This window comes from Winogradskyella pacifica (assembly GCF_003386275.1).
GTDB lineage: Bacteria > Bacteroidota > Bacteroidia > Flavobacteriales > Flavobacteriaceae > Winogradskyella > Winogradskyella pacifica.
The window spans coordinates 229,318-243,270 of sequence record NZ_QREI01000005.1 but is presented as its reverse complement, the minus strand read 5'-3'; the positions used below and the strand labels follow the sequence as shown (position 1 = coordinate 243,270).

12 protein-coding genes and 1 tRNA gene are annotated in these 13,953 nt (G+C 32.0%); 2 read left to right on the top strand and 11 right to left on the bottom strand.

Features of this window, described 5'->3' with window-relative positions; genetic code table 11:
- The first annotated feature begins 7 nt into the window (after window positions 1-7).
- The gene (locus DFQ09_RS12230; protein WP_115810722.1) at window positions 8-2,245 is read left to right on the top strand and encodes a patatin-like phospholipase family protein; all 2,238 of its coding nucleotides are present in this window, start codon (window positions 8-10) and stop codon (window positions 2,243-2,245) included.
- 77 nt (window positions 2,246-2,322) lie between these two features.
- On the opposite strand, the gene DFQ09_RS12225 is transcribed toward DFQ09_RS12230, so the two are convergent.
- Window positions 2,323-2,955 (bottom strand): 50S ribosomal protein L25/general stress protein Ctc, encoded by a 633-nt coding sequence (locus DFQ09_RS12225; RefSeq protein ID WP_115810720.1) that lies wholly within the window; start codon window positions 2,953-2,955, stop codon window positions 2,323-2,325.
- 207 nt (window positions 2,956-3,162) lie between these two features.
- The gene (locus DFQ09_RS12220; RefSeq protein WP_115810718.1) at window positions 3,163-4,104 is read right to left on the bottom strand and encodes a ribose-phosphate pyrophosphokinase; all 942 of its coding nucleotides are present in this window, start codon (window positions 4,102-4,104) and stop codon (window positions 3,163-3,165) included.
- Window positions 4,105-4,246: 142 nt separating this feature from the next.
- On the opposite strand from DFQ09_RS12220, the gene DFQ09_RS12215 reads away from it, so the two are divergent.
- Window positions 4,247-4,328, top strand: a tRNA-Leu gene (locus tag DFQ09_RS12215).
- Between the two features lie 247 nt (window positions 4,329-4,575).
- On the opposite strand, the gene DFQ09_RS12210 is transcribed toward DFQ09_RS12215, so the two are convergent.
- The 9 genes from DFQ09_RS12210 to DFQ09_RS12175 form a co-directional block, all read right to left on the bottom strand.
- Complete coding sequence (locus tag DFQ09_RS12210; RefSeq protein WP_147298348.1) at window positions 4,576-4,860, bottom strand: hypothetical protein; 285 nt, start codon at window positions 4,858-4,860, stop codon at window positions 4,576-4,578.
- Window positions 4,861-5,557: 697 nt separating this feature from the next.
- The gene (locus DFQ09_RS18930) at window positions 5,558-5,710 is read right to left on the bottom strand and encodes a hypothetical protein (RefSeq protein ID WP_181897175.1); all 153 of its coding nucleotides are present in this window, start codon (window positions 5,708-5,710) and stop codon (window positions 5,558-5,560) included.
- A 1-nt stretch (window position 5,711) separates the two neighbouring features.
- Window positions 5,712-6,386, bottom strand: a complete 675-nt coding sequence (locus DFQ09_RS12205; protein ID WP_115810713.1) for a hypothetical protein — start codon at window positions 6,384-6,386, stop codon at window positions 5,712-5,714.
- Between the two features lie 407 nt (window positions 6,387-6,793).
- Window positions 6,794-8,131: a DUF5906 domain-containing protein gene (locus DFQ09_RS12200; RefSeq protein ID WP_115810711.1), complete on the bottom strand. Its 1,338-nt coding sequence runs from the start codon at window positions 8,129-8,131 to the stop codon at window positions 6,794-6,796.
- A gap of 8 nt (window positions 8,132-8,139) precedes the next feature.
- Complete coding sequence (locus tag DFQ09_RS12195) at window positions 8,140-8,424, bottom strand: helix-turn-helix domain-containing protein (RefSeq protein ID WP_115810709.1); 285 nt, start codon at window positions 8,422-8,424, stop codon at window positions 8,140-8,142.
- Window positions 8,425-8,536: 112 nt separating this feature from the next.
- Complete coding sequence (locus tag DFQ09_RS12190) at window positions 8,537-9,340, bottom strand: hypothetical protein (RefSeq protein ID WP_220347458.1); 804 nt, start codon at window positions 9,338-9,340, stop codon at window positions 8,537-8,539.
- Between the two features lie 4 nt (window positions 9,341-9,344).
- Window positions 9,345-10,715 (bottom strand): tyrosine-type recombinase/integrase, encoded by a 1,371-nt coding sequence (locus tag DFQ09_RS12185; protein WP_115810705.1) that lies wholly within the window; start codon window positions 10,713-10,715, stop codon window positions 9,345-9,347.
- Window positions 10,716-10,996: 281 nt separating this feature from the next.
- On the bottom strand, window positions 10,997-12,286 hold the full coding sequence (locus tag DFQ09_RS12180; protein WP_115810703.1) for a phenylacetate--CoA ligase family protein: 1,290 nt from the start codon (window positions 12,284-12,286) through the stop codon (window positions 10,997-10,999).
- On the bottom strand, window positions 12,283-13,950 hold the full coding sequence (locus DFQ09_RS12175; protein WP_115810702.1) for a C45 family autoproteolytic acyltransferase/hydolase: 1,668 nt from the start codon (window positions 13,948-13,950) through the stop codon (window positions 12,283-12,285). The genes DFQ09_RS12180 and DFQ09_RS12175 overlap by 4 nt, the downstream gene beginning before the upstream one ends.
- Window positions 13,951-13,953 lie beyond the last annotated feature (3 nt).

Sequence of the window (13,953 nt, the reverse complement as noted above, 5' to 3'; positions counted from 1 at the left end):
GTTTGTAATGAGATTGAAAAACGTTTTTATAATCGTATTCATAATTGCGCTTTTTCCAATAAAGGCACAGAATAAATTGACGAACTCTGAACCAAAAGTAGGTTTAGTATTAAGTGGTGGCGGTGCTAAAGGTTTTGCTCATATAGGAGTGTTAAAAGTTATTGATAGCCTAGGAATCAAAATAGATTATGTGGCTGGTACGAGTATGGGAGCCATTATAGGATCCTTATATGCTTCGGGGTATTCAGGGAAAGAGTTGGAAGCAATGTTCAAATCACAAGATTTTGATGTCTTAATTAACGATGCGTTTCCGAGAGCTTCTAAATCATTTTACGAGCGAGAAAATGCTCAAAAATATGCTGTTAATTTGCCTTTTGAGCATTTTAAAATTTCGCTACCTTCAGCGTTATCTCGTGGGCAAAATGTTTATAATTTATTGTATCATTTAATGCTTCCTGTAAATGATATTACGGATTTTGAAAAGCTGCCAATTCCGTTTTTTTGCATCGCAACTGATATAGAAACAGGGGAATCCCTAATTATGGATAAAGGCAAGTTGGCCGAGGCAGTTTCGGCTAGTGGAGCGTTACCATCTTTATTTCAACCTGTAATTATTGACGATGCTATTTTAATTGATGGAGGTGTTACTAATAATTTTCCTGTAGAAGAATTACGAGCTAAAGGCATGGATATTATTATCGGAGTTGATGTTCAAGATGCATTAAAAGACCGCGAATCTTTAAAATCAGCACCAGACATTCTTTTACAGATTAATAATTTCCGGACTATAAATGTTATGAAAAACAAGTCGGAATTAACCGATATCTATATTAAACCAGATATTAGTGAATTTTCGGTAATTTCATTTGATGAAGGAAAAGATATCATTGCTAATGGTGAAACAGCAGCAAGAAAGCAATTGTCTAAATTACAAGATGTAAAAAGAGACCAGCCAAATTATACGGCGAGAGCAGCGGTAAAAGTATTAGATAGTCTAAAAATTAATAACGTTACTTTAAATGGAAATGAACGTTACACCAGAGCTTATATGTTAGGGAGATTAAAGCTTAAGGGTAATGAAAAGATGAGCTATTCAGATTTTAGGCAAGGCATAAATAGCCTTGTTGCAACTAATAATTTTGATACATTTAGATATCATTTAGAACCTACAGAAAATGAATCTGAATTTAATCTTATAGGTAATATTGTAGAGTCTGAAACAACAACCTTCCTTAAGTTAGGTATTCATTTCGATCAACTTTATAAAAGTGCACTACTTGCTAATCTTACAAAAAAGAAATTGTTATTTAATAATGATATTGCTTCCTTAGACATCATTTTAGGCGATAACTCAAGATATAACTTTGATTACTTTATTGATAAAGGATTTTATATCAGTTTAGGGATTAAATCTCGTTTCAATCAGTTTAACAAAAATGTTAATCCTAGATTAGCTTTAGAAGACAACTCACCTTTACTTTCTGGGTTAAATAAAATTGATGCGGAAATTTCAGATTTTACGAATCAAGTATATCTACAAACGATATTTAAAAAGGATTTTGCATTAAGAATAGGTGCGGAGCATAAACGGCTTAAAATAACATCAGAAACTATTATAGATGAGGATGAGGAAAATAGAATTGTTTTTGAAAATACAGATTACCTCAGCATTTTTGGTAACTTAAAATATGATAGTTACGATAATTTCCATTTTCCGAAAAGTGGATTTTATTTTAACGGAAATTTTCACTTATATCTAGACGCTTCAGGTTTTAATACTGATTTTTTGAATTTTTCAATAGCTAAAGCAGACATTGGTTATGCTTTTAGTTTTAGCGATAAGTTATCACTAAAAACAGAAGGACAAGGAGGTTTTAAAATTGGTGATGAATCTACAAGCGCCTTGGGGTTTGCGATAGGAGGTTATGGCTCTAACTTTATAAATAATTTTTATTCATTTTATGGGTATGATTATTTAGCCTTAACGGGAGATAGTTTTATGAAGGCAACATTCACCTTAGATTACGAAGTTTTTAAAAACCATCATATTCTATTTGCTGCAAACTACGCCAATATTGAAGATGGTCTTTTTGAATCGGGTAAATTATTTACGTCTCAAACGTATAGTGGCTATGCTCTTGGTTATTCTTTAGAAACATTTTTAGGACCTTTAGAAGGTAAGTACACCTATTCGCCAGATACTGGTGATTATTATTGGGTTTTTAATCTTGGATTTTGGTTCTAATAAATTAGTCTATTGGTCAAAAAAAAAGAGACTATCTTTTAAAATAGTCTCTTTTTAATATTTGAAATAGATTTTATCTATTCTGCAGCTGTATCGTCAGTTTCAGTTGTTGGAACATCACCCGCTTCAACTTCTTCTTCATCATCATCGTCAGCTATTACAGCTAATCTACTACGTCTTACTTGACAAACAACAGTGTTATCTGGGTGTAAGAATTTGTAATCTTCGTTTGCTAGTTCAGTTATGTAGAACTTGCTTCCAATTTTTAATGGAGTAATATCGATTTCAACAAAATCTGGTAATTTTGAAGGAATAGCTTTAACTCTAAGTTTACGGTATGGCATTCTTAAGTTACCTCCATTCATTACACCTTTAGAAGATCCTACTGTTTTCACAGGGATTTCCATTGTAATTTCTTTGTTTTCGAAAATTTGATAGAAATCTACGTGTGTAATTCTGTCTGTTACAGGGTGAAATTGAATGTCTTGCATAACTGCATTGTATTCTTCACCGTTATCTAAGGCAATCACAACTGTGTGTGCGTTAGGTGTGTATACAAGTTTTGAGAAAGCTAATTCTGGTGCTGAGAAATGGAATGCTTTGTCTCCTCCGTACATAACGCAAGGAACCTGACCAGCATTACGTAAGGCTTTAGTTGCCTTTTTGCCTACGCTTTCTCTTTGAGATCCGTTAATTGTAATTGATTTCATTTTTTGAAATATTTGTTAATTTTTAATTCCCTCATTTTGAGGGCTGCAAATTTAGAAATTTTATATGAGAATATTAGTGTTATATGGCGCTTTTTTATTGAGACTACACGTTTTATGGTAAAGTCAATAGTTTTAGTCTTATAATCTTAGTATAGTAATGCAAAAAACAGAGGATTGTAGCCGTAACTTTCTCTATTAATTAGCTGTTTACATTACAAATTTATTACTAATAGACTTGTTATGGTGTACATTATACATCACTTCAGCAAATAGAGTAGAACAACTCAACACTCTTAACTTTTTACTTTCTTGTCTTAACGGAATAGAATTAGTTACTATTAATTCCTCTAATTTAGAATTTTCTAATTTTTCGTAAGCGTTTCCAGATAAAATAGGGTGTGTACAAATAGCTCTTACGCTTAATGCTCCACGTTCAATCATTAAATCAGCCGCTTTTGTAAGTGTACCAGCCGTATCTACCATATCATCTACTAATACTACATTTTTACCTGTAACATCACCAATAAGTTCCATGTGTGAGATAACATTTGCTTTTGCACGTTGCTTGTAACAGATTACAACATCACTTTTTAAAGCTTTAGAATAAGCATAAGCACGTTTAGAACCTCCCATATCTGGTGAAGCTATGGTAAGATTATCTAAATTTAAGCTTTTTAAATACGGTAAAAATATGGTTGATGCGAACAAGTGATCTACTGGCTTTTCAAAGAACCCTTGAATTTGATCAGCGTGTAAATCCATTGTAATAATTCGGGTTGCGCCAGCTGCTTCTAACATTTTAGCAACTAATTTGGCAGCGATAGGGACTCTAGGTTTGTCTTTTCTATCTTGTCTAGCCCAACCAAAATATGGCATAACAGCAGTTATATGTCTGGCAGAAGCACGTTTAGCAGCATCTATCATCAATAACATTTCCATTAAATTTTTTGGTCCAGGATGCGTAGATCCTATAATGAAAACACGAGTACCTCTGATTGATTCTTCATAAGACGGTTGAAATTCTCCATCACTATAAGTGGATGTAATTACGTTACCTAGTTTAACTCCGTAGGTTTCTGCTATTTGTTCTGCAAGGTAGGTGCTTTGTGAACACGCGAAAATTTTCGCTTCAGTAGTTTCGTATGGCATTTGTTATCAGTTATTTAGTTGGTGTTGTGTTGTTGTTTTTGTTCAGTTCAAATTTAGAAAATTATTTTACTACAAAAAGGATAAAACCTACTAATTTTGATGGGTGAACAGAAATATTTTTCTATTTTTGCAAACCGAAATTGCTCAAGTGGTGGAATTGGTAGACACGTTGGATTCAAAATCCAATGTCGCGAGACGTGCGGGTTCGATTCCCGCCTTGAGTACTTATTTAATGTTTATGAAACCTTAACAACTTAAAAAACAGTTGTTAAGGTTTTTTTTGTGGCTTGGTTTTGTACGGTTATTGTATTGTAGAATTGGTTAAGGGGGTGTCCTGAATAACATTTATAGTAGAATATCTAGTATACTTTTGCCACTAATACGAAAATTTAAAAGACTTTTTACACAAAATTATACCCTATCATTAAAATAAAAGGTTTTCTAAAACGTACATATTATACATTTTTTGCACTACTTCAAAAATTTACCAGCATAATTATTAGAAGTTTCTAAGGCTATCTTTTTATAATTATCGATAGTGTTTTCTAATAATTCAATTTGTAAAGTAGATAAGTTATAATTGTTTATAAAGTGTTTTGTTACTGGTGTTCCTATATTTTGCAGCATATCATTTTGAAGCACTTCTTTTATTGAATTATCTAAAGGGAATAAGTTAACGTCTATTTGTCTTTTGAACTCGTTAAACGCTTTTCTTGTAGCTTCTTTGCACATGGTATGTAGTAAGTCGGTATTCATATAAGCGGCAAATTAGTAATTATTAGTAAACTACAAATAAGCTCTTTTAAGCGTGGTTTATATTCTTGCTTATACTTAGTCGTATTGGTTCGGGTGCGTTGGTCTGTGGTTATCTGTGTGCTTATGTGAATAGGTGTTCATATAGTTTAAATAGTCCGTAACCTATTGCAGCAATACAAAAGACTATCACACCGAATTTAAGATTATCTTTGATATAATAAGATTGATCGTACTGGCTGTATTTGTTAGGCTTCTTTGACTTCATTGTTAGTAAAGGTATTAAATATATCCATATTATTATAACTACTTGATAGTAAGATTGTTAAAAGGTACTGTGAAAGGTCTTCACTTACGCAGCAATATGTTGCGTACCGAGTTGTAAACGCAGTCGGGGTGTATTTCGACCTTGTTACATTACTAGTTATGAACGTGCGTTCATTATATTTGTAATTTATATATTTTACAAGGCTTTAGCATAAATATAACAAATCTATATAACAACAAAAAAAAGCGCATTACCATTACGATAACACGCTTTTACAAACAAACAGATAACAAAATAAAAATCTAAGTTCTATATACTATAATCATAACCCCCTCATCTGTTACTATTGGATTTGTTTTAATTTTCCAATTATCTGCTGCCGCCTCGTCAATTTCTGTTTGTAGATCTTCGGCTAGGTGCTTTACTATTACTTTATATTCTATCATGCTTAACCATCTTAATTTGAAACATACCATCTTTATTGGTGGTTACATCTTCAATAGGTTTAAAGCCGAAAGAATGATGTTTAACTATTTCGTTTTCTAAGTCGGTTTTTGTTGCCGCTGTCAATGTTATTTCTTTCATCCTATTTAATGTTTAGTATTTTTTCAGTATTCCAAGTAATTTTGTAATCTGCATCAATATCTTTTACCAATTCGCCTGCAATTTTTATTGTAGTTGCTGGGCTGTCTTTTTTCCGTTTACATAGCTTAACTTGGTCTGTAACAACGTCCATTGCTTCGGCTTGGTTTTCATTTGTTAAGTACAATTTAAAAAATTCAGGATTTACATTTACCTTATAAGTGTCTTTTGAAATTTTAAGAAAGTGATCTATAGAATACTCCTTTTTGGCTGGAGCTTCTTTCATCTTTGCCTCTAAACTAGGATTTAATTTTCCTGCTCTCCATTCAATCGATTGCCAGTACTCGTGATTTTCAGAATAAAAACCATGCTTAGTATCTAGGATCTTCTTATAAATAGCCTGCAATTCTGCTAGTTTATCTGTATTGATACCGCATAACTGTAGATATTTATTGTAGTCTGCTTTTGGTAGATACTGATTCATTTCTTTTTTATGGTAATCGTCAAATATTGCCACAAAATTACCGCGTTGTAAATCTGATAATTTAAATGTACTATCTACTTTTTGCGCTATAAAAATACTTTTTACCTCATTTAGTAGTTCTGGTACTCTTTCAATTGATTTAGTAAAACGCTTTTCAGCATCTTTATCGTAGTGTAATAGTGTTGTTTTACTCATAGTGTTGTTTTTTGCCGCTCTATACGGCTATTGATATTATATTTAATTGTGTATTAGTGGCAAATGAAATGCCTTTTTATTCGTTTAGATTTAAGTATATAAAACCTAAGGGGCGTTAACCCATTTATTGAATTTCATAATGTTGTTAGGTGAGTTTGTTAATTATTCAGGCTAAAGGTGTAACACGTTACGCCTATGTAACTATTTAACTAATTGATTTACAAATACTTAAACACGTGTTACACTGTTACACCCTATTTCAAACCTTTGTATTTTTTATACCCTATACCTATATACTATATATTATAATAATAAGTGTAACAGTTGTAACAAAGTCAGTGATAGTAAAGGATTGAACGATTTTTTAAGGTGTAACATATCTGTAACAGGGTGTAATACCTGTAATACTAATTAAATAGTTCTTGGATTTCCTTGTCAGTGATTTCTGTTTTTTCTGCTGGTGGCTCAAAATCGACGTTTAGACTATAGATTTCCTTTTTAGTGAAGTGATAGTATCTGCGTTGCTTAATGTCGTTGTTAACGCTTGCAGTATTGCCACTATAAGAAGCTATAATTATATCATGAAAAGGATTATTTCCACGCTTAGCATAGGACTTTTTATTAAGGTGCTTTTTAACGTCCTTAGCGAACCAACTCGAGTTATAGCGTTCATTTCTTCCAAAGGCTGAAATAAATTGATCTGCGGTAAAATAAACCTCGTTTTTAGTTTCGTTTTCTAAAAAGTAGTTGGTAAGATTTTCAATTACTGCGTTTATTAGTTGAGGTCGTGCGTTAGCTTGCATTTTCTTTGCCACATCTGTTTGAAAGGTTTTAGGGTCTAGCCATAATCGGCTGGCTCTCTCAATGGGTGTATATTCGTTAACTAAATAATTAAAAAACGCTGGTATCTCTTTAACTGATTTTTCTAAAATATCAAAGTCATCTGTTTTTAATGGCTGTACCTCAACAATCCAAAACCTTGTATTTTCGTTTTCAAGTTTAAGCATGTCTTCGATTCCATTTGAAGCCATTATAATTTTTACGTAAGAGTCTATTTTAACAGGTGTTTTAAATTTCTCTTTTAGTGTTTGAGTTCCACCAGTAGCCATTTTTTTAACTCGTTGCATTAGTTGCTCCTCTTTTCCTGTTTCGGTTTTTTCATCTATAGCAATTAATAATTTATCAAGAATGCTTTTATTAAAATCTGCCGTTAGATCTTCGGGATCAATCATTGATGAATTTGGATTGAACATTTTTAAGATTAACTCAAGAAATTTAGATTTCCCTGTGTTCTTACCTCCTACTAAGCCAATTACTGGTAATGGGTGTTTTGGGTGGCAATAAAGGACAAAGAAGTATGTCAGGATCATATTATAATGATCTCCTTTAAATACATGTGATAGCATTTTTTCTATATTATTCCAATTTCCTTTTTCGGGTGTCCATGGCAGTTTTGTATATAGATTATAGTAACCGTTTAGGTTTGTTTTATGGTTCGTGTGATCTGGTTCGTTTTTAAATCCGAAATATTTACGAATTTTTTTTGGAGCATCTTTTCCATAGTCGTTTTTGATACATTGCTCATTCGTATTAATTAGTTTGCCTTCATGCTCTTGGTAATAAGACGTGCTAATTCTTACTACTTTATTAAGTGGTACTAACGGTTGATTATTTGTGTTATTATCATTACCTTTAACCTGCAAATTATTGGTTAAAGTATTAGGGTTGTTCGTGTTATCTTCCATGTTCAACCCTATTTCAATTCAACCATTGCCGCATTAACGTCATCTAGTTTGTAGTAAATTTTACCTCCTATTTGATGAGCTTTCAAAATGCCTTTAGAAGTCCAATTGTGTAATGTTCCGATACTAATTTGCAACCTTTCAGCGAGCTTTAACCGTGGTATGTAGTTTGGTTCTGCTGCTGGTGTTTTTTGAAGTGATAAACTCTGTTCTAAAGTTTCTACTTTTTGCAATAGGCTATCTACTTTTAAAGATAGGCTTTCGGGAATTTGAATTTGTAGTGTTTGTGTTTGCATGATAATATATGTTTTGCGTTATAGTGCAAATATATATATCAATTATATCCAATTAGTTGATTTTCAATATGTTATAGTTGTGTAACAACTAATACAACTTTTAAAAACAATTTTATTGCTTTTGGTTAAACTTATTTATTATTTTTAGTAACCTATTGTTAATATCTTTATAGTTGTCATCTGTCTTAGTATGAATATCAATATTATCTGTATTAGCTTTAAAATACTTATTTACTGCAGTATTATTCCGAATTTCTTTATTTAGTAATATTTCAGATATTCTGTTTCTTCCTTTGAATTTAGTTCCTGAAAGATTAATTAAATTAAATTCTTTATGTAGCAAATAGATTAGAATAGCTGTTTCTTTTGGTTTTATTGGGTTAAACTCATTTTTAATTTCTTCAATTAATTCATTATTAGTTCCAGTTTTAAAAAAGTCTTTTAGTTCTTTATTCCCACCATTTGCCACTTTTTCAGGTTCAGCCGCTTCAATTCCTTTTAACAGATTAAGCCATTGTTTTGCAATAGGTATCCATTTTGTTATATCGTGATTTTTCCAAATTCCTTTTTGGTATTTATACTCATATTTCGCAAATGCTTTTTTTGTTTTAAAACCGTCAAGGTGTTTAGCTTTTTCAAACTTCTTTTCAAATAGACTTAATAATTCGTTTTCGTCCGTTTCGTAAATTCTACCTAAAACAATTTCGTCCTGGATGTTGCAGGGTCTTGTTGTTATTGTATCGTTTCTAATGCCTTTTAAATCTACTTTGCATAATTCTTTTAGTGTTGAATTATCTAATTTATTATGAAGCTTTATATCTTCAAAATAATGTATTGCATCAAGATACCCCATGCACAAAGAAATTAATTGTCCTGTTTTCGTCTTTGCCGTTTCTAAAATTTGCGCTTTATCCATTGCTTTACTGATTTGATGCATTTTTAATTACTGTAAGATTTGTTTCTTTTTTCTTGGCTTCTAACTTTTTATAATAATCATTAAAGGTGTCTAAGTGTTCCTCACTATCCTTTTGCACATACTGTAAAAATGTAGCATATTTTTTATGTCCTGTTACTTTCATAATACTTTGATGTGGCAATTCGTTAAAATGTAGAGTTGCAAAGGTTCTGCGTCCTGTATGGGTGCTTATATATTCGTATTTAGGTCTTAATTTTTTTTCTAAGCGGTTGGTTTTCTTATTTCGTAATTTGCCTAATATAGGATTATCAATTCCAGCGAGTTTACAAATATCTTTGAAGTGCTTGTTTAGTTTTTGTTGACTTACTTTGTATGGTAGTCCGTTTTTGTATATTTCTTTAACGGCTGGTAAAACAGGAATAACAACTTTTTTTCCTGTCTTAATTTGCTTGAGTTCTATTTTGTAATTATTACCTTCCTTTTTGAAATTCTCTTTAATAATCCCGCTTAATAAATCGTTACCCCTTTGCCCTGTGTATATAGCAAGTAATAACCATTTGCGAGCGTTTAAAAAGGCTTTCGATTCAAAGTTATAGTTTTGTATCTTTTGTATGTCTTCAAGCGTTAAAGTGATTACGTCGGTGTCCTCGTCGTATGTGTTAACGGTTTTTATTTTAAGTTGATTTAAGTCTTTTGCTATTTCAACTTTTTTTGCAGCCTTATTTATTACCGTTTTAAGTATTGCCGCTTTTTTTACTGCGGTGTTATGTGAGTATTTTTCATTAATCTTTAACCATTCAAAGAAGTCATTAAACCAATCCTTGTTAAGGCTTTTTATTGTTGTAGTCTCAAAGTCCTGGTATCTTCTTATAACGTTCCTAATGTCGTTATATCCTTTAACTGTGTTTTTAGATAGTCCTACTGTGTTTTTTGATGTTTCTATATTGTCGGCATTATCAATAATGTAGTCAATCCAGTAAGACAAATATTTTGCTTTAGGATCTGTTTTTTTAGGATTGTAATATTTCTCAAGTTCTTTATTTAACCAATCTGAGTTTATAGGTATAATTTCATTGTCATTTTTAAACGATTCTAACAAGTGATTTTCGATACTTAATAATTCCGTATCAATTTTAGGCTTTAGATTTTTTATTTCTGAACTTGGATTTCGTTTGTCTTTATTTTGCCAATATTCCTTAGTTACTTCTTTTTCAATTTTTGAGTTTAGAGTAATGTCGGTATATGGAACTTCTTTTAATTCTTTGGATTTTCTGACTTTTACAGTTGATGGTGTGTTGTAGTCTCTATAAAGAAAACGTATTGTTAAGGGTGCTTTCTCTTTTGTTGAACGATAATAAAAATTAACTGTTGCCATGATAAGTTTGTTTTGCAATACAATAATACTAAATCTGTACGGTAATTGTATTGTAAACTTGCATTAAATTAGATTTTATTGCATTTATTTAGATTATTGATTTTTATTAACATTACATAAGATGCTGTAAATGAGTAGTTATAATATTATTTTAAGTGTAATGAGATTGAATGAAATATAAAGTTTCGATTCCCGCCTTGAGTACTAAAAGCCTTTATCGAAAGATAGAGGCTTTTTTGTTTTTATATTTTAAGTAATGCTATTTAGACTGATTTTTTAAATCATTTTCGCTTATCAATAACCATTACTGGTTTTCTGCTCATTTTAGGAAACTGTAATTTTTGTATTTCCTTTTTATCACTAAATTCAATCTTAGGAAGTACTCTTAATTTTGCTCTAAAGTGATTTTTTATATTTTCTAATAAATCTTCGGTTTGTTGCTTTACTGCAATTTTAATAAGGATTTCATCCGTACCAATTTTATTATGGGATAATTCAATAATATAAGCTTCCACCTCGTTAAAATCGTTTAATATATTATGCATTGCTGGTGGATATAAAGTCGTGCCTTTATATTTTATCATTTGCTTTTTTCTACCAATTACAGGTCCTAATCGCATGGTGTTTCTGCCGCAATTACATATTTCATAATGTGCTTTTACAATATCACCCGTTTTAAATCGTAAGAGTGGCATCCCTTCTACACCTAAAGTAGTTATGGTAAGTTCCCCAGATTCGCCTTCGCTTACAGGTTGATCATTATCATCTAATATTTCGGTAATAATTAGTTCCGGATGTTGGTGGCCACCTTGTTGCTGTTGACATTCGGTAAAAGCCGTATTCATTTCGGTGGAAGCGTAGGTGGAATACAATTGAATATTCCAATGTTCCTTTATTTTTTTAGATAAGGTGTTTAATGAAAAATCTTGAGCTCTTAAGGGTTCCCCAATGCAAATAGCCCCTTTAATTCCTGAGGTGTTGAGATCAATATGATGCTGTTTGGCATATTCAATTAGTTTCAACAAAAAAGAAGGAACGGCAATAATATAGGTGGGATTAAATTTTAAAATAGAATCCCATTGCAATTCGGGAATACCATTACCAACCCTAATAATACCAGCACCAAGTTTTCTTGCCCCTAAAAAATAAGCTAACCCAGCCATAAAACGTCGGTCTATGGTAGTCATAAGCTGAATGACGTCATCTGGACCAATACCAGCGCAGGCAAACGAAATGGCTTCGTTATAAGCCAAACGGTCTAAATCGTTATCCGTTAACCCAAAAAGCACAGGGTCACCTAAAGTTCCTGATGTGGTAACATAATCCACAATTTTGTTTTTAGGCACGCAAATAAAATCGTCATTATACTGTTGTAAATCGTCTTTAGATGTGGTAGGAATTGTTGTTAAATCTTCAAGCGAATTAAGAGTTGAGATATCAATTTTATGTGTGCTGAATAAGCGCTTATAAAACGCCGAGTTGGTCTTTAAATACAGTAAAAGATTTTTTAGTTTTTCAACTTGAAAGCTATTTATTTCGGCTTTGGAAGCGTATTCTATCTCAGGAATCATAAATCTAACTTTCTTTTTAATTTTTTAATATAAGTATCCACTTGTTCTTCGTCAGGAACGGTTGTAATTTCTTTGGTTTTAGCGATTTCAAAGGTATTTAATGCTGCGGTATAATAGCCTTTGTTATAATAGTATTTACCAACCAAATAATAGGCTTCCCAATAATTTGGATTTAAGTTCTCTAATCTTGAAAGAGTTTCTAAATCTATGTCGTTTTTGGTTTCAATTTTTGATAGTACTTCTTGTCTCAATTGCCTGTAAGCTTGATAATTTTTATAAGCTTCTGTATATTGAAATGGATCTTCTTCAATGTTTAATTCTGTATTTGCAAGAGACTTTTTGGTAGGATTTTTAAATATGTCATTTAAATCATAGGCTACAAATTCACCCAATTGATACGGATTAGAAGAGACCCAAACCAAACGCTGTTCTGGTTTAAAAACAACAGCATGATGTGCTAATAGTTGATTTAGAGCTTTTTCGTTACCATAGCCAATAGCTTTGTCGTTTAAGCCTTCTTTATTTCTTAAAATATCAACCGCAATCTTTGGAGTTAATTTAGGGTTCTGGTCCAAAAGTTCTTCCATCCGTTCGTAACGGTATTGCGAATGACTTTCTCCAATATGCTTTAAATTATTTTTATCGTTTGCATAAGCGTCGCTCTGAAAATGATTGGAACAGATAAGTTGATTTGAATTTTCAACGTCATAAACGCCAAAATTATGAGGTGAGACTTCAATTAATATCGCTTTTCGGTCTGCAGCACTTCCTACTAAAATAGATTCAGAAACAAATACTTGGCGTTTTTTAGCAATTGCAATAGCTTCTTCAATAGTGGTCGCGTATTGTAAAATTTCACGATTTAAAATAGAAATAGGTGTTTTGGCGACCAATGGAATTTTAGATTTCCCAGCATTTATGGTTACCGTTAGACCATGCTCATTCATACCCGAAAGTACACCTAACATTCCGGCCCAAGTTACCGACATAAATTTATATCCTTCGGTAGGGTTTGTAAATGACACAATTTTTTCTTGGGCAAAGTCATCGCCAGCATAAAAATCTAAATTCCGACCTATAATAAGGCTTCCGTCCTCGGTTTTGTCATCCCAAGCGGCAAATGAAGAACAGCCCACTAAGGCTAAATCTTGTAATGCGTGACCAATATCGTGCGCACCATGAAAATATAGAACTCTTAAATAAGGTTCGGCAATATAATTATAGTTAGGTGAGGCATATTTGGAAAGGCCTAAAATTTCTGTTTTATATTCTAAAGGGACATTAAGATATAGTTTTCGATTATACCAAGCCAAAAAGCGTCTTAATAAAGCTTGTTTGGTTTTAGAGGGTACAAATTTATCTATTTTAGATACAAAAATAGCTTCTTGGTTATGGAATAACTCTTCTGTAAGGCTACCAGTAATAAGACCTCTGTGATAAGGATTGCCTTCTACATAAAGTTCCCACAAACCTTGTTTGTTTTTACTAAGATGGTTGTTGCCCAAGGTGAATGTAGAATCGGAAGTTTTAACCCGTTCAGGAATTACCGGATTATAAGCGCTTACATCCGGAACATCATGTAAGGATTTTGAAATTCCGCATGACGTTAGACTTACAAATACAAGAAGTAGAAGCTTGTGATATATGCTTAAGTTAATCTTCATGAC

What these genes read in the sequence shown, in the direction of transcription:
- DFQ09_RS12205 (WP_115810713.1), bottom strand. Translation starts at nt 6,386, where the DNA reads ATGAGTAAAACAACACTATTACACTACGATAAAGATGCTGAAAAGCGT.
- DFQ09_RS12175 (WP_115810702.1), bottom strand. Translation starts at nt 13,950, where the DNA reads ATGAAGATTAACTTAAGCATATATCACAAGCTTCTACTTCTTGTATTT.
- DFQ09_RS12230 (WP_115810722.1), top strand. Translation starts at nt 8, where the DNA reads ATGAGATTGAAAAACGTTTTTATAATCGTATTCATAATTGCGCTTTTT.
- DFQ09_RS18930 (WP_181897175.1), bottom strand. Translation starts at nt 5,710, where the DNA reads ATGAAAGAAATAACATTGACAGCGGCAACAAAAACCGACTTAGAAAAC.
- DFQ09_RS12200 (WP_115810711.1), bottom strand. Translation starts at nt 8,131, where the DNA reads ATGGAAGATAACACGAACAACCCTAATACTTTAACCAATAATTTGCAG.
- DFQ09_RS12180 (WP_115810703.1), bottom strand. Translation starts at nt 12,286, where the DNA reads ATGATTCCTGAGATAGAATACGCTTCCAAAGCCGAAATAAATAGCTTT.
- DFQ09_RS12220 (WP_115810718.1), bottom strand. Translation starts at nt 4,104, where the DNA reads ATGCCATACGAAACTACTGAAGCGAAAATTTTCGCGTGTTCACAAAGC.
- DFQ09_RS12195 (WP_115810709.1), bottom strand. Translation starts at nt 8,424, where the DNA reads ATGCAAACACAAACACTACAAATTCAAATTCCCGAAAGCCTATCTTTA.
- DFQ09_RS12225 (WP_115810720.1), bottom strand. Translation starts at nt 2,955, where the DNA reads ATGAAATCAATTACAATTAACGGATCTCAAAGAGAAAGCGTAGGCAAA.
- DFQ09_RS12210 (WP_147298348.1), bottom strand. Translation starts at nt 4,860, where the DNA reads ATGAATACCGACTTACTACATACCATGTGCAAAGAAGCTACAAGAAAA.
- DFQ09_RS12185 (WP_115810705.1), bottom strand. Translation starts at nt 10,715, where the DNA reads ATGGCAACAGTTAATTTTTATTATCGTTCAACAAAAGAGAAAGCACCC.
- DFQ09_RS12190 (WP_220347458.1), bottom strand. Translation starts at nt 9,340, where the DNA reads ATGGATAAAGCGCAAATTTTAGAAACGGCAAAGACGAAAACAGGACAA.